The 23,432-nt window shown below is 43.9% G+C and carries 19 protein-coding genes; 2 read left to right on the top strand and 17 right to left on the bottom strand.

Annotation, left to right across the window (positions count from 1 at the left end; all coding sequences use genetic code 11):
* Nucleotides 1–38: 38 nt before the first annotated feature.
* The 12 genes from ACL9RG_RS08345 to ACL9RG_RS08400 all read right to left on the bottom strand — a co-directional run bounded on the left by ACL9RG_RS08345 (nucleotide 39) and on the right by ACL9RG_RS08400 (nucleotide 16,602).
* Complete coding sequence (locus tag ACL9RG_RS08345; RefSeq protein WP_422792131.1) at nucleotides 39–1,502, bottom strand: lipopolysaccharide biosynthesis protein; 1,464 nt, start codon at nucleotides 1,500–1,502, stop codon at nucleotides 39–41.
* A gap of 164 nt (nucleotides 1,503–1,666) precedes the next feature.
* The gene (locus ACL9RG_RS08350) at nucleotides 1,667–3,316 is read right to left on the bottom strand and encodes a right-handed parallel beta-helix repeat-containing protein (protein ID WP_422792132.1); all 1,650 of its coding nucleotides are present in this window, start codon (nucleotides 3,314–3,316) and stop codon (nucleotides 1,667–1,669) included.
* An 8-nt stretch (nucleotides 3,317–3,324) separates the two neighbouring features.
* Entirely contained in the window at nucleotides 3,325–4,572 is a 1,248-nt protein-coding gene (locus ACL9RG_RS08355) for a hypothetical protein (RefSeq protein WP_422792133.1), read from the bottom strand.
* A 258-nt stretch (nucleotides 4,573–4,830) separates the two neighbouring features.
* The gene (locus tag ACL9RG_RS08360) at nucleotides 4,831–5,817 is read right to left on the bottom strand and encodes a glycosyltransferase family 4 protein (protein ID WP_422792134.1); all 987 of its coding nucleotides are present in this window, start codon (nucleotides 5,815–5,817) and stop codon (nucleotides 4,831–4,833) included.
* A 104-nt stretch (nucleotides 5,818–5,921) separates the two neighbouring features.
* Nucleotides 5,922–7,082 carry a glycosyltransferase gene (locus ACL9RG_RS08365; RefSeq protein WP_422792135.1) on the bottom strand — a complete coding sequence of 387 codons (1,161 nt, stop codon included), beginning with the start codon at nucleotides 7,080–7,082 and terminating at the stop codon, nucleotides 5,922–5,924.
* Between the two features lie 293 nt (nucleotides 7,083–7,375).
* Entirely contained in the window at nucleotides 7,376–9,547 is a 2,172-nt protein-coding gene (locus ACL9RG_RS08370; RefSeq protein WP_422792136.1) for a polysaccharide biosynthesis tyrosine autokinase, read from the bottom strand.
* Nucleotides 9,548–9,569: 22 nt separating this feature from the next.
* Nucleotides 9,570–10,004 carry a protein tyrosine phosphatase gene (locus ACL9RG_RS08375; RefSeq protein WP_422792137.1) on the bottom strand — a complete coding sequence of 145 codons (435 nt, stop codon included), beginning with the start codon at nucleotides 10,002–10,004 and terminating at the stop codon, nucleotides 9,570–9,572.
* Nucleotides 10,001–11,149, bottom strand: a complete 1,149-nt coding sequence (locus ACL9RG_RS08380; protein ID WP_422792138.1) for a polysaccharide export protein — start codon at nucleotides 11,147–11,149, stop codon at nucleotides 10,001–10,003. The genes ACL9RG_RS08375 and ACL9RG_RS08380 overlap by 4 nt, the downstream gene beginning before the upstream one ends.
* 179 nt (nucleotides 11,150–11,328) lie before the next feature.
* Nucleotides 11,329–12,759 (bottom strand): undecaprenyl-phosphate galactose phosphotransferase WbaP, encoded by a 1,431-nt coding sequence (gene wbaP / locus ACL9RG_RS08385; protein WP_422792139.1) that lies wholly within the window; start codon nucleotides 12,757–12,759, stop codon nucleotides 11,329–11,331.
* 541 nt (nucleotides 12,760–13,300) lie between these two features.
* A complete protein-coding gene (locus ACL9RG_RS08390) occupies nucleotides 13,301–13,897 on the bottom strand; it encodes a LuxR C-terminal-related transcriptional regulator (RefSeq protein WP_422792140.1) in 597 nt (198 codons plus the stop codon).
* Nucleotides 13,898–15,193: 1,296 nt separating this feature from the next.
* Complete coding sequence (locus ACL9RG_RS08395; protein WP_422792141.1) at nucleotides 15,194–15,778, bottom strand: hypothetical protein; 585 nt, start codon at nucleotides 15,776–15,778, stop codon at nucleotides 15,194–15,196.
* Nucleotides 15,779–15,906: 128 nt separating this feature from the next.
* A complete protein-coding gene (locus tag ACL9RG_RS08400; protein ID WP_422792142.1) occupies nucleotides 15,907–16,602 on the bottom strand; it encodes a DUF1963 domain-containing protein in 696 nt (231 codons plus the stop codon).
* 124 nt (nucleotides 16,603–16,726) lie between these two features.
* On the opposite strand from ACL9RG_RS08400, the gene ACL9RG_RS08405 reads away from it, so the two are divergent.
* Together ACL9RG_RS08405 and ACL9RG_RS08410 are read left to right on the top strand one after the other, a co-directional pair.
* Nucleotides 16,727–17,215, top strand: coding sequence for a hypothetical protein (locus ACL9RG_RS08405; protein ID WP_422792143.1), 489 nt, complete (start codon nucleotides 16,727–16,729; stop codon nucleotides 17,213–17,215).
* A 389-nt stretch (nucleotides 17,216–17,604) separates the two neighbouring features.
* Entirely contained in the window at nucleotides 17,605–17,922 is a 318-nt protein-coding gene (locus ACL9RG_RS08410; RefSeq protein WP_422792144.1) for a hypothetical protein, read from the top strand.
* 94 nt (nucleotides 17,923–18,016) lie between these two features.
* Here the strand turns inward: ACL9RG_RS08410 and ACL9RG_RS08415 are convergent, their stop codons facing one another.
* The 5 genes from ACL9RG_RS08415 to ACL9RG_RS08435 form a co-directional block, all read right to left on the bottom strand.
* Complete coding sequence (locus tag ACL9RG_RS08415; RefSeq protein WP_422792145.1) at nucleotides 18,017–18,361, bottom strand: putative T6SS immunity periplasmic lipoprotein; 345 nt, start codon at nucleotides 18,359–18,361, stop codon at nucleotides 18,017–18,019.
* Nucleotides 18,358–18,876, bottom strand: a complete 519-nt coding sequence (locus ACL9RG_RS08420) for a type IV secretion protein Rhs (RefSeq protein WP_422792146.1) — start codon at nucleotides 18,874–18,876, stop codon at nucleotides 18,358–18,360. Before ACL9RG_RS08420 ends, ACL9RG_RS08415 begins: the two co-directional genes overlap by 4 nt.
* A gap of 646 nt (nucleotides 18,877–19,522) precedes the next feature.
* Nucleotides 19,523–20,890: an MFS transporter gene (locus ACL9RG_RS08425; RefSeq protein ID WP_422792147.1), complete on the bottom strand. Its 1,368-nt coding sequence runs from the start codon at nucleotides 20,888–20,890 to the stop codon at nucleotides 19,523–19,525.
* 166 nt (nucleotides 20,891–21,056) lie between these two features.
* On the bottom strand, nucleotides 21,057–22,511 hold the full coding sequence (locus ACL9RG_RS08430; RefSeq protein ID WP_422792148.1) for an FAD-binding oxidoreductase: 1,455 nt from the start codon (nucleotides 22,509–22,511) through the stop codon (nucleotides 21,057–21,059).
* 69 nt (nucleotides 22,512–22,580) lie between these two features.
* Nucleotides 22,581–23,366, bottom strand: coding sequence for an SDR family oxidoreductase (locus ACL9RG_RS08435; RefSeq protein WP_422792149.1), 786 nt, complete (start codon nucleotides 23,364–23,366; stop codon nucleotides 22,581–22,583).
* Between the last annotated feature and the right edge of the window lie 66 nt (nucleotides 23,367–23,432).

Raw genomic sequence — 23,432 nt, forward strand, 5'->3', positions numbered from 1 at the left:
GTAGCCCCCTTCCAAAAATTGATAAACCGACGAATTAATTAATTCGCATTGGCAATTTTTCTCACCAGACCAAATATCATTGTTTTTTTCTTTGATGATGAGAACAACAGAATTAACAGCGTATAGAACACAGCACCGACGACTATTTTAACTATCATCCCAAGCCAGGTTGAACTTAAAATAAAGTGCTGTTGAATAATAACAATTAACAAACACATCAGTAGGGAACACAGTACCGGGACAATTAATTCAACAATGTAGTTTTTAAATTTCAAATTCAGCAGCGTCAGCGCGCACCACACTGAGACCGGATAAAGCAGCACGGTTCGCACCGAGAAGATTAACGCGGTCGCCACCACACCAAATCTGACGAAGAAGTAGAAAGCAATCACGTTACTGACCGCCGTGAACAGCGCCAGTCTGGCCTGCCATTCGGGTTTATCACGGGCAAATATCACCGACTGATTGTAATTGCCAATCGCGGTAATAAAGCCCACCGCGCTGACGATTTGCATGATCGGTACCGATGACATCCACTTATCCCCTAACAGCAGGTAAGTCACATCGTGGGATAATGTTGCTAAACCGATAAAGGCCGGAGCAGTCACCAGCGCGGTAAAGTAGGTCGCCTGCAGATATTTTTTACCAAACTCGTTGATGTCATTTTTATAACGCGAGAATGCGGGTAAAGAAACGCGCGTTAATGCCGAGGTCAGCACCAGACTTAAGGTGTTGACGATGCGTTTACCGGCCGAGTAGATCCCCGCCGCAGTGCTACCCAGAAAATAAGTGACAAAGAAGACGTCAGAGCTTTGGTTCACAAAAAAGGTGATGTTGCTCAATGCCACATGTTTGGAATAGGCCAACGACTCTTTAATCGAGGTTTTAGAAAAATTCAGCCGCGGTTTCCACGGCGTGGTTATCCATAGCACCACCAGAGAGATAAACGACGTCACTACCTGCTGCACCACTAAACTGGCCACCGCATGGCCGTGATAGGCCAGATAAACCCCGACAATACCGCCGATGGAGATAGAGATAATCGACCGTATCGCTAATGAGCGGAACATCAGGTTATGCATCAACCAGGCTTCGTGGGTTCGGGTTAAGCCACTGACTAAGATAATAATGCCTGTCGCGCGGATCACATTGGAGAGCTCCGGCACGTTCATATAAGACTCTACGTAAGGTGCGGCAACGAATACGATTAAGAAAGCCGGTAACGAGAGTAAAAAACAGAGTAAAAATGAGCAGTTGTAGTCGACCGATGTCGGGTCTTTCTTTCTGATTATCGAGGTCGCAATACTGTCAAAAATAAAAATACGGAAGAACTGGGTCACCAATAAAGAGACGCTGAGCATGCCATAGATACCCGGCGTGACCAGTTTCGCCAGGATAATAAATATGACAAAAGTAATGATTTGTGAAGCCGTATTATCCAGCACAGACCAAATTGCACCAGAGACAATGCTGGGGCCTTTTTTATTGTCGTTACTTTTCAAAGTTGCACCTTTCATTATCTTAAAGGATTTAATAATTTATCATCACCCGTGATACATTTTATTTTCACAAAAAAATGTATGGAGTAGTGTGAAGCGTTGACAACAATATATTGATAGGCAGTCAAATATAGAATCTCGGCACATCCCTGTGCCGCACATAAAATTTAGTTATCCATCCCTCTAACCAAATAACCTTTGCCACTCACTGTTGAATTATCCTTTTGTTTAAAATTGTTATTTTTAATCACCGCGGGTGAGGCTTCATTCTGATTATTGATAACAAAGGCATAACTTTTAAAACCAGTGAAGGTATTATTGGTTATTTCAACCTTATTGTTCCCTTCAGCCCAGTGATATAACATCCACGGCGGCGTATCCTGCTGATTGTTATTTATCGTCACCGTATTAGAGACAACGCTTAAATGATTAATATTTTGGAACGCCGTAGCAGTCGGTTTGTATGACGCCCCCGCATAGGAGAATTGATTGCCGGTAAACTGTACGTTATTTAAATTCCGCAACTGCCCCATATCTGATGAGTAAGAGGTGAATTTATTGTTTTTGAAAATAATATTGGCATCGCTTCCTGCACTGCCCCGAGATGAAAAACATCTCACTGATTTTTCATTTGAGTCTTCAATTTTTATAATATTCCCTTCAAAAACAATAGGGCCAATCAAATGTTCATCAAGGTTGCCATAAATCATACAGGCGCCGGCATCGCCGAGAGAGTTAGTTTTTGTCGTCCCATCGCGGCTTAGATACTGCCCGCCTCTGACTACAGTATTATTTTTATGGTACAGGTTGCCCATTGGCACATTGTATTTCAGCAGTTGGCGACCTGAAGCAAACACAGCTAGCTCGCCATTCGCACAGTGTTCAACCCTGTTGCTGTCGGAGGTACAGTTGTTTCCCCCTTCCCAATCGATGCCCACATCGGCGCAGTCGTGAATGTAGTTTTTGGTGACAGAGACATTGGAAGCACAGGCGGTCCAGATTCCACCGGTAACCTGGAAAATAGTGTTATTGGTGACGACCGTTCCCTTGGATAGCCATAACTGAATACCATGCTGAGACGTGCTGAGCGTGTTGCCATCATAGGTACAATTTTGCCCCATGATGTCCAGCAGCGCCTGCCCTTTGCCATTTTTGACCTGGCAATTTTTTATCACCACGTTGCTACGGCTATCGACTAAGAAGCCGTTGTTCTTATAGCCCATACCGTTAATTTTGACGTTTTCAAGATGGCAGTTGTCGCCGACTTCTAACGTCTGTCCCTGATTGTTCTTGGTCCGGCCTTTATCATGATAAATATCGGCAGTAGCAAAAATAGTCGCGTTATTCGTCGCCGATACGCGGGTATTGTTAGCCACCTGGGCAACCCCACCGGTGTAGATATTCACATCGATGACTTTATCCAGATTGACCTTCATAAAATTTTTGAAGGCGCTGGTGTTATCGGCGGATTGTCCCGTCATCCCGAAACTGCTGGCAGCAATACTGTTGTTGGCGCAAATTCGTTTTAATCGCTGCTGGCTTTGGTTAACAAAACAGTATCCGCCGTCATCCTGAGTGGTGGTATCGCTAGGATCTACCTTGAAGGAACCCCCGCCTTTGCCGCTTCCCTGCGTGTATTCATTTAACACGATAACGGCAGCGGCATTGAGCTGCTGTGAGTTTCGCAACGCATTCACATCGGAAAATTGTATGCCGGGTGCTGACCCGGTCATTTTGGCCATCGCTTTATGACAGTTGGCATAAACTAAAAAAGAGAGCGCCCCGGTAATCAATTTTCTTCTCTTTAATTCGATCATATTCATACTCATTCAGATTGATAAGCGTTATCCAAGGCATAGCGATAACTTGGAATGATACAAAGCAGAGATAAGAAAAAGGGGAACAATGCATTTACCGGGAAAACGACTTCAAGAGGTAAATTCACGCCGCCAATAAAAATAGACAAACTGAACGAGAATGCACAAAGTCCTAGAATATACACCGGCTCTTTCTTCAACCGATTATAATCTGGCTTAACTTTTGTTAGATATCGAATATAACTATATAGAATAGACGCAACCAAAAAATAAATCACACAGGTTACAATCACACCAAAGTTGAGCAATATATTCACATACGCACTTTCGGCAATCCAACCCACGGGATTAAAGCCAAACACATCCGACACACCGATACCGGTCAATGCACTGAATAAGTTGGCATGCTGATCGATAGAGCCCTGTTTGGTGGAGATTATTTTTTGCACCAATGGCAACTGTGAGATCACTATCACACCGGCCACCGCCACAACCAGTGAAGACCAGTACAAGATGAGTTTATTAAAGGTCAGTTTTGAGCTTAATAACGTCACAATCGCAATAGCAAGCAGCACTGCGGCCATACCGGTAAAACTAATCGTCAGTAAAAGGTTAACGACAAACAATGAGTAAAACATAAATCGGGCAATGCCACGATAATACATGCCAACAAAATAAAACGATGACATCAGGAAGGCATAACCGTTGGGGTCATCCTGTAATGATCCAAAGCGGACAGAGACAGAGCCTTCATAAGCCAGCGCAGGTAATCGGTTGAAGAAATAAAACAGCAGATACTGAATGATATCGACGATCAAAAATATCCAGACAGAAGCTTTTAAAAAATTGAAGACTTTATTGAAGAAAGCATGGCGGTCAAAGTCCCCTAGTAAGATAAAGATAAATATCGGGAAGAAAAACGTTGCTTCAAAGGCATAAAAATCACTCGTAATGCCAGTAATGACAATGGAGTAAAAGTAAAAAGCCAGAAAAAACATCACATAGGTAGCATGTTTTTTATTCTTAGCACTGAATACCGTTGGATTATTTGAATAGTTATTTTTTTTCTTGCGCATCGCAAGCAATGAAAGTATCAAACAAAAAATAAACAATATGATGATGTATTTTCCACCGGACAACCAAGATGGCGTATCTGAGTAAGTTGGTGACGTTCTCGCATTGTTTATCTTTAAAATATACCTATATGAGTTGTAATACAGAGCAGTTAATAAATAAAATAAGAACAACTTAATCATAATGGTCTCTGACGTTTAACTTGATAGGTTGTCTACTTATACCTGTCATATTTGACGTTGCATCTCAGCCCACGATCACCCGCCAACTTACCGTGGTGAATCCGCTTACCGCTTTAACGCAACGCCAATTATTTCAAATATATATCGCAATAACTCGGCAGAGTTTATGACTAAAAAATCATAGCACTCTCATGCATTTTATTTAAATAAGAATATGCGTAAAAACAAGTAGACTATATTTATTACACATAAATATATCTATTTACTTCTTTTTACGACTTCTTCTATTTTTCTTACCGTGTTATCCCATGTGAACTGTTTCACATGTTCTAAGCCTTTTTCACTTAACTCTTTTCTTAATTCGGCATTAGTGACAATTTTTGCGATTGCCTGCGATATATCATCAATGTCTGTCGGGTCAACCAGCAATGATGCCCCCGCAGCAATCTCACCTAATGAGGTCGTCGAGGATGCAATGGTAGGGATACCACAGGCCATCGCCTCAATGACCGGCAAACCAAATCCTTCATAGAGTGAAGGCATAATCAGCGCTGTCGCACCGCGATAGTAGTTAGGGAGTTCGCTGTCCTTAATAAATCCGGTAAAGACAATATGCTTTTTAATGCCTAACTTATCGACTAACTCAGACAGGGCTGGCGTCATACTACCGGAAAATACCAATTTTACATCGCTTGAACGCGCAATTTTGGCGAATGCGCGGATCAGCAGCACTTCGTTTTTGTGTTCTTTTCTGTTACTGACGCACAAAATATATTTATAACCCGGCTGATACTTTGGACCGTCAGGAGAAAACTCGCTCGACACACCATTGCCGACTACGACGACTTTATTACGGTCGACGCCTGACCAATCGACAATTCTTGTCTTTGAAAACTCAGAAACGGTAAATATTGCCAGGGACTTTCTACAGCCTCTTTTCAGGACCAGGTTATAATATATTTTCTTTAAAAAACTGGAATTTCCAGGCGTATCCACATGATTAAGATCGTGAACCGTTAAAATAGAACGTTTAACAAACAACCAAGGCGCGTTGAATCCTGGGGTGAAATAAATACTTCTGTTGAAGAATAGATACCAAGGCGTGACAAAGATATCAATAGGGCTGGTAGGTTTCACTTTCGCATCGATATATTTATCGAACTTTATTCTTTTAGTGATCTCTGAAGAAAAACGGCCAATACCATGACTTCCTTCCCAACGTTTATCGAAAACTATCTTTTTCATTATGTTTCCCCACGCTATACCTTAAAATAAACCCAATAAACTTCGACATACAGGCAGAGGGGCAGTCAACATATTGCCTGTCATCTGAAATACGGTGGGTAAAATCAATTAGAAAGTAATACATCCCATTTTCTAATGATATTATCGGTTTTAAACTCATCTAAATTGAAGTTAAAAGCAATTTCACTGCGTAAATATTTATTAATAACCTGAGTGAGTCCTTCTGCGTCATCAAATAAAAATGCCGTATTTTCAGAGAGGATCTCAGGAATACCACCGACCGTTTTAGCCGCTACCGGGACATTTCTCCCCATACTTTCGATCAGTACTCGTCCAAATGGCTCATTCCATTTTGAAGGGACGATTAATAAATCCAAGCTATCGAGGAACTCATTGGCCTTTCTATTACCATGAAAATGACAGGTCACCGCCTGCTTTGCCGCCAATGTTTTCAGCTCGCTGATGTAATCCTCGCTGCCGGTTCCGGCAACCTCTATCTCAATCATCGCCTTTTGCTGGCTATCGAGTTGACTGACTGCGTCAAAAATAAGATCGATGCCTTTGGTTTTATGTACCCTGCCCAGATAGCCTATTTTTATCTTTTTAGTGGCGAAGCCGTTATATACCCGCTCGTCTGCCACGTAGTCTAAACATATGTTGTAAATAACGTGCTTTTTCGCATTAGGGAAGTAACCATTTTCAATATGTTTATCCGCGACAAAATGGCTAATACCGACCACGTCATCAACATATTTAGAGTTAATTCTCTTCGGCAAGGTAATGACTTTACATAAACCACAGCGCGTATTGCAGTTGTCTTCCTTAAACATATTGGCATTCGGACATAACAAGGAATAACTACGTAAGATATGCACCGTTCTGATGTGTTGTGCCTTAGCCACCTTCCAGATCACCGAAGAAACATCTTCAATAGTACTGGTGATCAGTATGTCGGGCTTAATCTCTTTGAGCAGTCGCTTTAATTCACCTTCGATCAGCACATTGTTCGAGTCGATAACATGCCAGGCAATCTTTTTTATCGGGCCCATGTTTTTATTTTCATAAGACCAATAAACGTTTTTATATGCCACGCGGTGAACAGCGACGTTATCCACCACTTCTTTTTTATTGCTGTTACTGATTGCAATGACCGTGACATCAAACCCAAGTGCGACCAGTGTTTCAGATAAGGTCTTTGTCGATATTTCACCACCACCGGCAACGTCTGGATAATATGCCCGACAAGCGATTATTATTTTTTTCATTACGCGCTACCTTAGTCATTTCATGCCATATATACCCGTCATACTTGAAGCTGCTTCCGCGTTGGCTACGCTCACTCACCCGAATCACTTACCAGAGTAAGCTCATCGGGATTATGAGCCCCATCCTTGGGGCTCACCCTGTGGGCCAGCGCAAAGCGCTGTGCAAATCAGTTCCAGACTGATTTGTCATTCCCTTGCCGCCTTGAGGCAACTCCAATTATTTTGGGTATAAGACTGATCTCTACTGTTGCCGGGGCAGACAACGCCCCTGCAACTCGAAGGATGAAGGGTATTTAGGTGGTCTTCTTATCCTTATAGTCATACCCATAATGGCTATATCCATAGCTGTAGTAGCTACTGAATTTCTTTTCGATGCCGTTAAGGATACAACCTTTAATTTCCACGCCACTTTGTTCAAAGCGTCGAATACTGACTTCGACTTCTTTAACGGTGCTTTGCTCAAAGCGTGCGACCAGGATACTGGTACCCGCATAGCGCCCAATAATTGCCGCGTCGGTAACAGCAAGAATTGGCGGGGTATCGATAATGACCAGGTCATAGTTTTCACTGGCCCAGGTTAGCAACTCGGCAAAGCGATAGTGCATCAGCAGTTCTGCTGGGTTGGCGACAAGCCCACCTTTACTGATAAAGTCGAAGCCCCCTCTTTCGATTTTTTGCACCGTGCTTTCGATGCTTAATCCTTTCATGATCAAATCAGACAACCCGCTCTGATTTTGAGTCCCTAAGGTTTTATGCGCCACGCCCCTACGTAAATCGGCATCGATCAGCAGGACTTTTTTGTCCGCTTGCGCCATCACGATAGTCAGGTTAGTACTGATAAACGACTTACCCGCATTTGGGCTCGGCCCCGAAATCATCAGTATATTATTGGTGGCATCGAGCATCGCAAAATGCAGGCTGGTACGCAGGCTACGAATCGCTTCAATACTCAGATCCGCTGGGTTATCCAAGGCCAGGAAACGTGGCGAGTTGATCTTCTTCGATTTGAACTTATCGCCGTTTTTCTTGGTACTGTTTTTCACCAGCCATTCCGAGATTGGGATGCTGGCATAAACGTTAACGCCGATATTCTCTAATTGCTCAGGAGATTCAATGCCACGGTGCAGGAAGGCTTTCACCAACACGATACCGACTGACAGGAAGCCGCCCAGAATAAAGCCAATAATCACTACCAGTATTTTATTCGGCTTAACCGGCTTAATTTCGGTAATCGCGTGGTCAATGATACGCACGTTACCAATCGCACTCGATTTAGCGATACCTAACTCTTGCTGACGGTTAAGCAACTGCATGTAAATCGCACGATCCGATTCTACATCGCGGCTTAAACGGGCAACCTCTTGCTGAGTACTTGGCATCGCCGCAACGGTTTTGTTAAGACGAACTCTTTCTTGCTGTAAAGTTTGGCGCTTTTCTAACAAGGCTTTATAGGTCGGGTGATCTTTGGTGTAGAGCTGAGAAATCTCAGCTTCACGGAAGGTCAATTGGTTGAGCTGTGCTTCAACATTGACGATCTGGTCCAATACCGATCTCGCTTCCATCGACAAATCGATCGAGTCTTTTTGTTTACGGTAAGCATTGAGCTTGTCTTCCGATGCATCCAGCTGTGCACGAACTTGCGGTAATTGCTGTTGCAGGAAATCCAGACTTTTTGCATCTTGCTCCGCTTCACGGGCTATATTTTGGTCCAGATAGTTTTGGCTGATGCTATTCAAAATAGCAGCAACCAGCTCGCGATTATCACCATTTAACGTCAGGTTAAGAATACCGGTATCTTTGCCCTGATCGGCGACCAGCAGGGTTTTCTGTAAATCGTTGATGGTCTTCAGACGACTCGAATAATAGACGTCAAAACGGGTCCCCGGCTGCGCCTGGATCTGATCGATGAAAATCGATATCCCCTGCCCGGTCACCAACTTATCGACTTCACCTTTGAGTTGGAAACCATCGCCGTCAACCAGATAGTGGGTTTTATCCACCACCGTCACGACCACATGAGGGCTGGTATCAGAATCCGGCAAATACAGACGGCTAATAGAGAGTTGACCAGGCGTTTTCCCGGTTAATCTGGCCCAACCGCGACCAAATAAAGGGAAGTACTTTTGCTCGACCGCAATCTGCAAATCTAGATCATCAACGGTCTTCCCCAAGATCATTCGCGACTGTAATAACGCGATTTCTGGTTCAGACAATGGTTGAGCGTCCGGCAATACCTGACTCAAGCTTTCTAAAATGGCGTTGCCTTGCTTTTGCTCGACCTGAATCATGGCATCGGCCTGGAAAATCGGCGTGGCAAACAATGCATAGACAATGGCCAGTACGGTCAGCACGGCGGTAAGGCTAATAATAAGCTTACGGTGATCGAGAAGTTCGCCAAACAGGCGCGCTAAATCAATTTCATCTGAATCTGAAGAGGCCACTTTTTTTGACATAACTGATGACATATTTAGGTTTTCCCTCATGGATTTAACCGCTCAGCTTTTTCATCCAAGACTGACAGGCCTGGTCAATTAACTGATATACCGCTTCGAACGCTTCCTGGCTTTTACGATAAGGGTCAGGTATTTCTGTCTGCCCCATCCAGTGCCCAAGCAGCATGGTTTTCCCGCGAACTTCCGGAGATATCCGGCTTATCTGTTCCTGATGCAATTTCTCCATCACCAGGATCAGGTCATATTTGCGGCCTAGCTCAGCCGTAAACTGCACGCCTAAGTGGTTGTCGAGCGACAAGCCGTGATTTTCCATGACCTCGATAGCGGAAGGATCGGCAGAATGGTTGACTAACGCCCCCATTCCCGCCGAGTCACATTTTTTATCCGGTAGCGCTTGCCGTAACAGCCGCTCGGCGATAGGCGAGCGGCAAATATTCCCCGTGCAGATAACTAGGATTGAGTCGATCATTGCACTGGCATCCACTGACGGATTTCACGGCTAGAATCGATGAGGCTATGCACGTTGTTGATTGTTGGGGTCATCTGGTTGATTACACGGTTCCAACGAACAATTGGTGCCGCCGTGACGTAAACAATGTCATAAGGTCTGAGCTGGAACTCAGCACTCATCACCATCGCCGACGCATCTTTAGCATTTAACTGATAGATGTTGGCGATTTTGCCTTCGCTAGTGGTACCGACCACTGGCCGGATAACGAAGATACCGGAGGCATCTGACAGGTCTTGAGACACACCATCGGCGCTACCCAATGCTTCGGCCAAAGTCATACCGCTGCGATCCATTCTGAGCGTGCTTTGTTTGCCCACTTCACCCATCACGAAGATTTTCAAATCGTCATTGCGCGGTACAAATAAGATATCGCCTGGGTAAAGCAGACGGTTCTGGGTCAAGTCGCCTTTTTGCATCAAGGCTTCCAGTGAAATACGGGTATCTACTCCGTTGTGATTTAACACCACATGACGCCAGTCAGCGTCTGGTGCCAATCCACCGGCATTGTTGATCGCATCAATAATGGTCAGAGGAATATTGGTGATTGGCTGCTGGCCCGATTTCAAGACTTCACCGGTGGCATAAATTTTTTGTGAGCGGAAGGCAGCAATACTCACGTCAACCTGCGGACTTTCAATATAGGTTGCCAGACGTCGGGTGATTTCTTCACGCACTTCTGACACCGTTTTACCCGCGACTTGTACTCTGCCAATGTAAGGATAGAAAATCGACCCGTCGGCATTGACCCAGTTACCGGCATCCGCCGCGGTACGATATTGTCCCGCTGGCGTAGTTAACTCTGGGTGATCCCAGACGGTGACCGTGAGGACATCACCAACGCCAATACGATATTGATATTTTTGGAGCAACGCATCCAATTGTGGATTTGATTGTGCCGTAACGGTCGGCACACGAAGTTTATCGATAAGGCGAGGAGTCAGTGGGTAAACATTAACCAGCTTGTTAATTTCGTAATTACTGTCTTCCTCTTTCACAACGTTTTTACCGGTCGTCGTCAAGTGCTGACCTGGAATGATGGTACAACCACTCAATAACGCTAGCGTTAATGCCAGTGTAGAAATCTTAAAAAGGTTTTTTTTCATGGGTCACATTACTTTCAGGTCAAATGAATATCTGCCGGCCAATCTGATATTCACATTTGTCCGGCAGTCGCGATTTTCATAATGCGGCGATAAAAGTGGCAACGTTAGGCATCGTGGCCTGTGTAAGATCACGATGCACATGGTTTTAAAATGGGGAGTTCATAAAAGTAGTGTGGGAATTAATACGCACCATCTCGGTTCAGAACAACGTTAATTGTTATAAAAAGAATGGTGATATCGTTCCACATTGACCAATTTTTCACATACCACGCATCAAGATAGACACGCGTTTTATAATCAACATCACTGCGACCACTGACTTGCCAAAGTCCGGTCATTCCAGGCTTACTCAGCAAATAGTAATCAACTTCATCGGAGTAACGTTCAAGTTCAGCGGTAATAATTGGGCGAGGCCCCACCAAACTCATATCTCCTCTTAACACATTAAATAACTGCGGTAATTCATCCAGGCTGGTTTTACGCAGGAAAGCGCCAATGCGTGTTACCCGCGGGTCATTCTTTAATTTAAAGGTTTCATCCCATTCCGCACGTGCTTCTGGGTCAGTCGCCAACAAATTCTCCAACACTTCTTTTGAGTTGGTGACCATTGAGCGGAACTTAAGGCATTTAAAGGATTTGCCTCCTTGACCAATACGCTCATGCCCATATATTGCCGGTCCGCCGTCTTTTTTAACCTTGGACACGATATAGAACAGCAGTGGCGATAACATCAAAATCGCAATAGAAGAGACGACAATGTCAAAGACTCGCTTCGCCGCGCGAGAAGACCATTTCGCTAAATTTTGATGAACGCGGAAAATCATCACTTCGTGGCTAAAAATAAATGACATATCAGTGTTATCAAGCGGCATGCCACGCAGCGTCGGGATAACCGAAACATAGCGATAACCGTTGATCATAAACAGTCGCAGCCAGGTATTACGTATCTCTCCTTGCAGCGCCTCTACCGAGACAATAAATTGCGTTCTCTTATTGCCGTAGGTACTCAACCACTTTTCATCCGCAATAAGGATCGGTACGCCATCAATGACATCTCCTGGCTTATCCTCTTCCTCAGTCGAGATAAAGTTAACGACTCGCAGACCAACGTGTTTATCACTTTTAATCGCTTTAAACGCTTCTCTGGCATTCGGTCCGGTGCCGATAATAATTGCGTCACGCAGCCATAAGCCAAAAGAGTTAAGAATACGCTTAGTAATGATTCTGGCGACTGGCATTAATACCAACATCAATACCCAGGTAAGCAACCAAAGCGAGCTGGAGAAATACCACTTAGCGAAGGCAACAACCGCAATCTCAATCACTGCAAAAATTAATAAGGTGCGAATAATCTCTTTGAGTTCATACCAGAACGTTTTGCGATGGTGATAGTGACGCAAACGAAAATAGAACAAGCCGACACAGCCGAAGGCTAATACCCAATGCAACGTAAACCAGGCAACGATTTGATCATGTGATATATGCTTTTCAAAATCAGGACTAACCAAGTCAAGTACCCATTTCGCTAAGTAAATTGAAAGCGAAAAACTGAGTAAATCCGATAATGCTAGCAATAGGGTGGACACGAGACTTTTGTTGAGAAATTTCATATTCCCTCTTATGAAAAAGCAACCATTGCTTTTCTTATAATAAGATTAAGCAATACTTATAAGGTTTAACATAAGACGCTGATATCCTTTATCGGCTCACACCAGCATCAACTTATAATTTATAAAACTCTCAGGCAGGCTACCGCCTATGATTTACGGCTATCCACATTGCCGGCATAAAAAAACAATAACCCTGTACTTTTGAGTAAAAATAATTACTCAAAAAAAAGACAATAAATATCATTAAGAAATTACTTAGAAAATATGTTCACTGCTAACTTTATAACCATAAACATCCATGTGTTATTCTTATGATTTACATTTCATAAAAATTCCAAACGAGAATAAAGGTAATAATGGCTCTAAGAGCCATAACCACCGTAATAATAAATTCATTAGAAAACAGCAAAAATTTCCGCATACAAACTGGACAATTTCTCTCACTTTTAAAGCTTAAAAAATGCCCATTAGCAATCGGCCCCTGGTTAGAGGATTTTATTTATTCGTTCATTTTTTGTCAGGAAAGCGTTATTACATATTACTAATATTGAATCTCATCCTTCGAAAACACGTTATGGCCTTGCAGGAAGAACAAAGTAGAACTCCTACTGGCATCAATCCCTATTTTCCTTAATGAGTTGCATTTATGCACACTGACCGTCTTCACGCTCAGTTTTAAAATGTTCGAAATATTCATTACCGACAACCCAGACATCATCATCACCAAAATCTTACCTTCCATTTTTGTAATGTTATAAGGTTTCGAATGGGTTGTAATATTTTCAAGCTGTACAAACTGTTCAATAACATTAATGATTTCTGTTATGTTCTTTTTGTTATCAAGGAACTTGAAGGTTTTCTTGAAAAATAGCTGCAGCATCAGCATGTCAACCATAGATGAAAATATAAGGATTCTTTCAGGATCCAGTACATCTTCATATTCCTTCAAAAAGTTATAGCACTTGTGAAAACCACAACCAGACGGATCGATGATGAGATAGTCATTAGACGATAATTTAACCCCCTCATTCTTACTAAAATGCACGATATCGTTAATATACGGAAGTCTTTGCGAGATAATTTTTTGCAGTGCGAATTTGGCAAATTGGCACTCACTCCAGATTACTATCCGAGACATTAAACCACCTAAGTTGTATGTAAAATACAATTCCCTTATCTCTCGTTCTGATAATAAGAAATAAGAATTTTCCCAAAAAAAATAAAATATAGACTTCTAAATTGATCTATTCAATTTCGTTCTTTCTCTTGATGTTACGAATAATAATACGCGGCACTAACTCTTCAAATCGTTTTTCTCGCTGCTAACTCTCGGAAACGATAGCTTTTTCCAATCAATTAGGCAATATCCTATAGGCGCAACGCAATAAAAAGCTAAGCATATTCCCACTTCCATTCTTTACAATATGCCAAAATATCTATTGTCTTGTTTACATATTATTGACGCTATTTGAAAATCTAAGAGTATTCCTACCTAAGTTAAACGGTTTATTTCACAAAAATAATTCGGAATTTATATCTACTTATTTAAGATTTATCGTATCAATATTCTAATCAAATAAAAATTTAAGCGTTTTTTTTTACTTTGCTGGTAGTTGATACTCAAAATTGCGCTAGGATTCACAAATCATTCAACAAAAACCAGCAAAGTCGTCACATAATCCAGGAAGGGGAGAAACTACATGCAGAATGTGGCAATGCATTGATGCTATTTAGCTTTTAGGTGTATTTTCTTCTTTCCTCTTGCCGTGCATTAGGGTTTTATGATCAAAATACAAACAATTTAGACACCATAACGATGAAAACAGGCTTCAATGTAGATTTTGTGGATATGGAAAGATGTGATTTTGGCCAAAATATCGAGATTTTTACTGAGAACACTGTATGGTAAGAACATCCCGATAACTAAAACTAAAAATAGCGGATAAAATCATCAGCATTAAAGAGAATAGAAATCCTTGAAGGAAATACGTCTACAACAACGCGATGCAAGCGCTGCTTCATCCATTAAGTGTTTAAATAACCGGTAAGCAAATATTTACTGATATACGATAAATCCGATGGATTAGTAATGTCATGTGGAAATACCATAACACCAAGCCGCATGGTGACTGGGTTATAAGTTTTTATTATGCTCTTACTCATTACGTAGTGCGTTAATCAAGACGAGGATTTTATATGGATAGCGCAATTAAAATTAGGCTAAATCTTAAAATAAGTAAGTCAATGTAACATTGCCGAATTAAGGAATTAAATCTTCATTAAAAAATGATAAATATAGTTACCCTTGGTAATTATACTGAGGATATTAATTTCCCCATGTTTGCTAGCGCGGATCACAGTGTTGCAACGAAAAGTTAATAGCTCACGCCATTAGCTCGTCTCGGTCTTTCTTTCTAAATTTGCATCAGGGCTTTTACTTGTAGGTAAATTCGTAGTTTATGATGTAAGTACCAATACTATTGATTTTAGCTGTCACCAATACTCCATCCATCCCTTGCTTATGATGTTCCCCTACTGCTAACTCAGCTTTAGATGAACATAGTTGTATCCAGCGAGAAGTATGGCGCTCTTTAATCCATAACCCCGCCTCACATCGACCGTTTTTTCCGCGCGAGGGACCTGGGAAGGAGATATCATAGTCGGTGACATAACTGGTTACTTCTTTTGGGAAAAGATAAACATACACATCGAACATATTCATCGTTAAAACGAAGAGCAATGCACAGCCGCCGAAGAACATTTCAAATATATGCTTGGCTGTTTTGCCCACTGGTCGATAGTAAAATCCCCGCCAGGCAAAAAATAGGCCGCCAATTAAGGAAACAGTTAGCGTCCAGGCAAATGCCGGAAACGACCGGAAGAAAACAACCCTGTGAGAAATACTCGATGACCAGCCAAGATAGGCGATATAAGCAGCAAGAAAAGCGAAACACACCACAACAAAACCGTTATTTTTGGTGAAAATACGCTCCATCAATCTCTTTTTACGAAAGTACAATCTAGGCTCCGTCCCGTTACATTATTCGTTTTACCTATCCGCCATACTTGAAGCGGCTTCTGCATTGCCTGTGGTCACTTGCCGCGTTGATGCGACCGCAATTATTTTAGGTGTAGACCACAAGATTTCTAGTAAAAATCATAATACATCGCCCATTCTCCTGAGCGTTTGTTTTTCCAAAACATCAGACTGCCGCTATCAACCACATTCAGATTGATTTTCTCATCACTGGAGATCTGAAACACAAACTCAAAATCCTCCCCAACATCGACCCCTGACTGGCAAAAGGAAGGATACCCACCAATTTTATGGCCATATTGATGTGTCACGATATCGTAATAAGAGTCGATCTCTTTAGCTTGTTCCAGCTTGAGGATTTCACGTTCTAACTCGCACGACACACCTCCACCATCCCACAGCGGAAAATCTGCGGCTATATATTCCGCTCGCAAGGGGAACGCCTTGAGTGTTATATGCTCGGCTGAGGAATCCTGACGAATAAGCACATCATTATCACCGTATTCCCGGATCACCCAGTTGTAGCCCATCTTCTCTAGAGGCTGTGGAAGCTGTTCAGAGATAAACAGCGTGAGCACACGGGTATTCTCTAGCAGAGGGCTGATAAGCGGTAGCGCAGGCAGATAAAACTGAGCGTAAGGAATCATCAGTTTCCCTTTATCATTCTGTGGTACATCTTCTCCCTGACGAAAAAGAAACACCTTCCCAAACCAACTTTCCTCAAGCTGATGAGTCGGCCTAAAACCCCCCGCCACCAATTTGGCAGCCGGTTTGGCTAAACGACGTTGAATCTCTGCGATATCCATATTGTTCTCTTTCCTCTTTTATATGAAAAGCTTCCAAAGGTTTTGATCTACGCTATTGTCCGCTTTATCCCCCAATATAAGAGGGTATTATCCCAGAGGCAAAACACTTCGTTTTTAAGGAGAGATGATGACGATATCCACAACGGTTTTTACGCTCAGCGTATCAATGACAGATTGGACTTATGTTCTTGCTGAAGAAGGTCTGTTTTTACCTAACGCAGATTTACAGGCAGCTCTCGACACCATGCAGATAAAGATCAATCTCTGCGATCTGTGCGATTTTTACTTTGATGAGATTGCTGTCGGGAGCGGGGATATTGTCGTGTTTAACTCGGCAATCTACGCCAACAGCTACTTGATTGTGGATTGCTATCGCGACCTGACCGACCAATTAGATATCGTCACTTTCTATATATACAGCCCCGATACAACGTTAACGGAAAAACTAAAACCCCACTTGCGGCGCTTTTTCGATAGTGCACAGTACCCAATTAATTATCAGGAAGCGTGTGCTTCTCCGATCGTTGAACGCATCATGCACACGCAATCGGGTGAGCAAATTTGCGTCATCGACGACTCGAATTATGTGCAAAGGGTTTGGTTTAGGGAATAGTGATTGAAGTAAACTTCTTCGTCATGCGTATATTGAAGCAATGATGACTATGGAGATAAATCATTCCCCGCTTTCTGCGATCCCCCTTCCAAACTCTGCTACAACTCCCTGTAAATCCATCCAGCCTATTTTATTAGCGTCATTACAGGAATAGAGTTTACTGGCTGCGGCAAAATCCGTAGCTGGGATTAGCGTTCCGTATAAGACTTACTCGGTTTCACTGTGGCATAATGCCGCAAGCTTTGATCCATCTATAAATTATGGTGGCTCAGGCAGGGGCTTCGCAAGAAGCGCCGGTTTCCGAGTCCGGTAACGCTAACCCTGTCTGGGCTGCCACCCGAGTTTAGCGTCTCGTGTGGGAGTCATATATTTCTATTCGGAGATTTAAAATGACTAACACTATCTATGAAACAGATGATCAACAAAGCTCTATCACCCTCTTCCGTTCGTTAATTGCCTCGTTGCCGTTCGATCAACTTAATGAAGCGCAGCTCTACGATCTCAACGCCATTGCCGCTGAATCCGCCGAAGGTTTGTGCCACGGATTAGGTTATTTAGGCGAATCGCTGGAGAGCGAACCTGACAACGTGCCGAATAATCTTGAGCAGGTCAGCGGTTATCTCAAAGCTTCGGCGCATGTTATTCCGGCGCTGATGGCGATCGTTGAGCAGAGCAATGCGCGGTTGATGAAGGTGAAGGCGGACTGATAGACCCTGAATCGTTGAGCCAGGTAAAAATAGCGGTTTAAAATACATACGGGTTCCTACACTCAATAAGAACCCGTTACGTGATTGATGCCACTTATTTTTGCTTTAATTTATCATTTTCTAAATTAAACACCGCACTGTAATCAACTTTATTCATCGTATAAATAAGCTCATAAGAAACATCTTTTTTCAATGAAACTCTAATACAAGTATCTGGATATTTATTATTGATTTCAAACTCAGAAACAAGTGCCGGATAATATTTATTCTCTGAAGAGCTTAAACTATAAAACGAAATAACATCGCCTGGTTTCGACTTGATGCAAAGCAAATCATTTCCGAGTAGGTAAACCTCGCCTCGGTTACTGAACGCCAGACGATCTGAACCACATGCAGAAAGAAATAAAGTAAAAAAAACAGCTATGATTATTTTTTTCATTGTGGAAAACCTCTCAAAATACGTTGATAATTCTCAATCAAAGAATCAACCTTAACTTTAGAATTATAACCTTTATTATTGTTTTTTGTAGCGTATTCAGCCACTCCGTATCTCATCAGCACCCAATAATCAGCGACAATACCTGCTTGTTGCTCCATAGAGTAATCTGACAATTTGCTTTTATTTAGAAGATAATAATAGTCAGCAGCCCAGGATAGAAGCCCACGCGTCCTGACCAGCATGCCTTTCTGATGCTGCCAGACATGCATCATTTCATGCAAAAACAAGAGCTGGTTACGTACTGACGCTTGTGAGAAATCATCGTGGTAAACGTTAGTTTCAAACCATATCTCCCCGTTAGGCGTCATCGCTGTATCCTTGTCCTGTAAGTTAAAAGGAAGGTAGCTACCGTGATGAACCCAAACTTTGTTATAGAGAATAGAAGAGGAAAACAGCTCTTTTGCTAACGAAATTTCACCGGTGGTTAAAATCCTTAATCCATTACGTTTAAGCATATTAATCCCTTATTTTTACTCAATCCAATTGTACCAATATAATTGTATATTTCTTAAGCGAAAATAACCTATATAGTTTAAGCCAATAGCGAGAAAATAAAAGTCTTTATTGAAAAACAGTAAAATATCCAAAAATATGGATCACTTTATACTATGAAAAATAATAATTATTTTTTACTCCCCTCCTTCCTTTCACTTTTTATTACCATCTCCTATTAATCTATTCCGTCTATTTTATTAATTACATTACAATCCGTCATATGACTTAACACTCTATATAAAGCGTACAATTTAGGCTAATCGCTGAAGAGCGAACCCGATAATATGTTGAAAAACATTAGTCAGGCCGCAACACGTCAATAATATGGGCCGCTATAACGATGCATCCGGGCGAACCGGCGGTATCACAAAACTAGCAATGATTTTTATATTGGCGAAGACGAACTGCATCGTGCCACGCTTTGTACGCTGGCCACCACCCGCCCAACGATCACCATCGACATGGGGCGGCTTGCCGGCTTGTTGCATTACACCAGCGACCCATTAGCCGGTAACGACCAAACCATTACTCGTCAGATTGTCGCTAAAAAAGGCCATCGAGGTGAAGAACGAGGTTTTGGTTATCGGGCTCAGACTGGCACACAAACTACGCCGCAGGAGTTGAAGCAGCCCCACTCACCTTCGCCGAGGATGCCCCCACCAGCGTCATGTCTTTGGTTTCCGGGGCCCACAGCATCGAGATGATGGCACCGAAAACGAGTATGCCACTGAGCATTAGCGTGGTGGTAGCCAAGCCGAGTGAGAGCATCGATAGTGGTAATAAACCGGTGGCAATGGCCGATCCTAAACGGCTCATGGCGGTGGCGAAGCCGACGCCAAGGGAGCGAATATCAGTGGGGAAGCTCTCTGCCGGGAACACGCCGACCAGATTGCTCACGGCGGAGATAGTCAGGGTAAATACCGCGAACAGCACTAACATGGCGGCTTGTCCCGGCGGCACGAAGGCCATGGTGCCGAGGCTTATCGCCAATACCCAGAAGGCACCGATCAGAAAGTGGCGTCGCGACAGCCATTGAGTTAATGCAATCCCCAATATTGCGCCCAGCAGCAACAGGCCATTGAGCAACAGGTCGGTGGCGAAGTTCTGGCTCATATTTAATGTCGTCAGAATCGAGGGAAGGAAGGTGTAAATCGCAAAATAGGGGATCACCAAACAGACAAAGAACAGGCTGTTAAAGGCGGTGCGTCGCCAGTAACGGGCGGAGAACAGTGTGCGCATATGGCGCGCAGTTTCTACCGGGATCTCATCGTTTAAGATGACATGCGGGCCAAAGCAGCGGCGCACTACCTGATGCGCATCAGCGATGCGGCCTTTACGCATGAGCCAGCGTGGGGATTCTGGGGTACCAATGCGCAATAGCATAATCAGTACCGCGGGTAACGCGCTGGAAGCCAACAGCCAGCGCCAGGCGTCCGGCCCAACGCCCGCCATCCAATGCCCGGCAAAGCTGGCGGCTACGTAACCCAGCGTCCAAATCACGCTAAAAGATCCTAATAACATGCCGCGATGTTTACGCGGTGCGAACTCCGCCAGCATAGTGTGACCGACGGCATAATCACCGCCCAGTCCGATCCCGACCAACACACGCAACCAGAATAGCTGTTCTGGCGAGGTGGCAAAAAACTGTAAAAAGGAGGCCAGCGTGATGATCACAAAGCTAAAGCTGAAGATCTTCTGGCGACCAATATGATCCGATACCCATCCGAGTACCAGACTGCCGAGAAACAGGCCGATCAGCGCCGAGCTGCCGATCATCCCTTCCCAAAACGGCGTCAAACCCATTTGTGGTTTGAGCTGCGCCAGCGCAAAACCAATCACGCCCAGCACATAGCCGTCAGTCAGGTGCGCACCAAAGGTCAGTCCGGCAATTTTCAGGTGAAAAGCATTGAGCGGAATATCATCCATGCGAACAGATTGCGGCGGCCTCTGCACAGTAATACGTTGTGATGTCATAGCTATCCCCTGTTAACCCCTGTTGGTGAAAAAAGCGCGGCACGGTCGCTAGTAACGCAACGCAGACAGGGGCTTGGCATCAGCCAACCCCCTGTCTCTCACCGCGAATGGCGGGCTAATCTGATCAATGACCGCCCGCCGTTTTATTCTTTATGTCTTTAACTACTTATTTTTCAATCGGATAAATCGTGCCGCTATTCATGATGCCGTTCGGGTCATAGACCTCTTTCAGCGCTTTAAGAATGTAGTAAGCGCTACCGTGTTCGTCTTTGGTCCAGTGGGTACGGTGTTTACCAATACCGTGATGGTGCACCATCGATCCGCCCTGCTTGATCGTCTCTTCGACGATGATCTTGTTCAGCGGATTATGGTATTTGTCGATCTCCTCTTCCGGCTTGCAATCCACCACGTTGTAGTCATAAACAAAGTACATGTTGGTGCCGTTGATATAGCTATGCGAAGAGTGGCCGCCCAGCATAGTGATGTCGCCCGCGTGCGGGAACTCATTACGGATGCGGCGGATCACGTTCTCATAAATCGTATTGATGCTGGCCCAGTCGCCGGACACTTCAGTGGTGAAGCCCATGTTGTTGGTTTTCATGATCTGTACACGCTCGGCAGCGACTTTCTCCGGCCCCCAGTTCAGGTTGTTGAACCAGGTTTCGATCAGTTTGCTGTCGACTTTTTTACATTCAGGATAACGGGCCACAATCTCTTCAATACCTGCACCGGTGGCTTGCGCGATGCCTTTCGAGCCTTCGGCCATGAAGATCAGCACGCATTTACCGGCGGCGAAGTGGGTAAAGTGCTGGGTGCCGTCTTCGGCGTCGTACAGGCGAGCAATCGACGGACGATAGCCATCAATCATCACTTCACGCAGCACGTCGAAACCGGTTTGCATGTTGTCCAGCGTGTAGCCGTAGAACAGATTGTTTTCAGGCATGTATTTGAAGATTTTTACCGTCACTTCGGTGATGAAGCACAGTGTGCCTTCGTTACCGATAATCACATGGCGGATATCCGGGCCAGCGGCACGGCGCGGCACGTTTTTGATACGGGTGATTTGGCCATTCGGGAAAACCGCTTCTAAACCGACCACCATATCTTCGATAGCACCGTACAGCGTAGAAAGCTGACCGATGCTGCGCGTTGCCACCAACCCGCCCATCTGCGCCAGCGGTTTAGACTGCGGCGAGTGTCCGGTGGTATAGCCTTTAGCACGCAGTTCGTTTTCCAAAATTTCTAAAGGTACGCCGCACTGCGCGGTGGCCTGCATGTTACGGATATCGATATTGATAATCTTGTTCATGCCGGAACCGTCAAGCACCACCGAGTTTTTGACCACGGTTTCCAGCCCGCCTTCGGTAGCGGATGCGCCGGTGCGCGGCACGCCGTTGATGCCGTTTTTATTCATAAAGGCCAGCACGTCAGAGACTTGCTGAGTATCGGCCAGTTTCACCACAGCAGCAGGTAGCGGCAGGGTAAATACACCGTGAATATCGGCATATTTTCTGAAGCGATCGACGCTGTTTTTCTTCAGTACTTCTTCGTCGGTATTGACCCGATCCGGGCCAACGATTTCTTTCAGATGATTGACAATAGATTCACGTGTCAGAGACATAATTAACCCTTCTCGATGTAATAAAGAATAAGAAATAAAAAATTATAAATTAAATAAACAACTGTTTATTTAACGAACTAAATAACCACCATCCACGACCAATAAATGGCCATTGACATAATCGGAGGCGCGACTGGCTAAAAATACCATTGCGCCCATTAAATCTTGCGTCTCTCCCCAACGATTAGCGGGAATATGATCCAGAACGCGTTTATTGGTTTCCGGATTTTTACGCGTTTCTGCGGTAATATCGGTGGCGTAATAACCGGGAGCAATACCATTCACCTGAATATTATATTGGCCTAATTCATCACAATAGGCTTTAGTGAAGCCCGCCAATGCATGTTTAGTGGCAGAATAAGCCGGTGACCATTGCCCACCTAAATAAGAGAATAGCGAACAGATATTAATTATTTTTCCGCTTTTTTGCGGGACCATAATTTTGGCGGCTTCATGGCTGAGTTCAAATGCGGCGGTCAGGTTGATGTTGATCATCGGGTCCCAGTCGTCGCGACCAAAATCCAGTACCTTGTTAAGCTTACAAATCCCGGCGTTGTTGACCAAGATGTCTAGCGAGCCGAAGGTTTCCAGACATTGGGCAATGACTTTAGCCGGCGCGCCTTTCTCGGTAATATCAACCTGCATAAACTCAACGCGTACGCCCTGTTGCTCAATCATTTTACGGGTTTGCCCCTGATCCATGATGAAGCTAGGGATAAAAATATTGGCTCCGGCTTTCGCCAACGCCATCGCAAATGCCTGCCCGAGACCGCTATTGCCGCCGGTGACGATGGCGGTTTTTCCCTTCAGTGAAAAGAAATCCAGTGAGAACGCATTGAGTGCATTTGATGACATCTTATTGCCCCTTGGTCAGAAAAAAACGCAAAAAAAAAGAGAAAAGTAAACCTCCCTGCGCTTGGC

Origin of the sequence: Rouxiella sp. Mn2063 (assembly GCF_049319665.1) — a bacterium.
Taxonomy (GTDB): Bacteria; Pseudomonadota; Gammaproteobacteria; order Enterobacterales; family Enterobacteriaceae; genus JBMOUD01.

Coding starts and splice junctions, on each gene's coding strand:
- ACL9RG_RS08350 (WP_422792132.1), bottom strand. CDS start 3,316: ATGATCGAATTAAAGAGAAGAAAATTGATTACCGGGGCGCTCTCTTTT.
- ACL9RG_RS08355 (WP_422792133.1), bottom strand. CDS start 4,572: ATGATTAAGTTGTTCTTATTTTATTTATTAACTGCTCTGTATTACAAC.
- ACL9RG_RS08360 (WP_422792134.1), bottom strand. CDS start 5,817: ATGAAAAAGATAGTTTTCGATAAACGTTGGGAAGGAAGTCATGGTATT.
- ACL9RG_RS08365 (WP_422792135.1), bottom strand. CDS start 7,082: ATGAAAAAAATAATAATCGCTTGTCGGGCATATTATCCAGACGTTGCC.
- ACL9RG_RS08370 (WP_422792136.1), bottom strand. CDS start 9,547: ATGTCATCAGTTATGTCAAAAAAAGTGGCCTCTTCAGATTCAGATGAA.
- ACL9RG_RS08375 (WP_422792137.1), bottom strand. CDS start 10,004: ATGATCGACTCAATCCTAGTTATCTGCACGGGGAATATTTGCCGCTCG.
- ACL9RG_RS08380 (WP_422792138.1), bottom strand. CDS start 11,149: ATGAAAAAAAACCTTTTTAAGATTTCTACACTGGCATTAACGCTAGCG.
- wbaP (WP_422792139.1), bottom strand. CDS start 12,759: ATGAAATTTCTCAACAAAAGTCTCGTGTCCACCCTATTGCTAGCATTA.
- ACL9RG_RS08390 (WP_422792140.1), bottom strand. CDS start 13,897: ATGTCTCGGATAGTAATCTGGAGTGAGTGCCAATTTGCCAAATTCGCA.
- ACL9RG_RS08400 (WP_422792142.1), bottom strand. CDS start 16,602: ATGGATATCGCAGAGATTCAACGTCGTTTAGCCAAACCGGCTGCCAAA.
- ACL9RG_RS08405 (WP_422792143.1), top strand. CDS start 16,727: ATGATGACGATATCCACAACGGTTTTTACGCTCAGCGTATCAATGACA.
- ACL9RG_RS08410 (WP_422792144.1), top strand. CDS start 17,605: ATGACTAACACTATCTATGAAACAGATGATCAACAAAGCTCTATCACC.
- ACL9RG_RS08415 (WP_422792145.1), bottom strand. CDS start 18,361: ATGAAAAAAATAATCATAGCTGTTTTTTTTACTTTATTTCTTTCTGCA.
- ACL9RG_RS08420 (WP_422792146.1), bottom strand. CDS start 18,876: ATGCTTAAACGTAATGGATTAAGGATTTTAACCACCGGTGAAATTTCG.
- ACL9RG_RS08425 (WP_422792147.1), bottom strand. CDS start 20,890: ATGACATCACAACGTATTACTGTGCAGAGGCCGCCGCAATCTGTTCGC.
- ACL9RG_RS08430 (WP_422792148.1), bottom strand. CDS start 22,511: ATGTCTCTGACACGTGAATCTATTGTCAATCATCTGAAAGAAATCGTT.
- ACL9RG_RS08435 (WP_422792149.1), bottom strand. CDS start 23,366: ATGTCATCAAATGCACTCAATGCGTTCTCACTGGATTTCTTTTCACTG.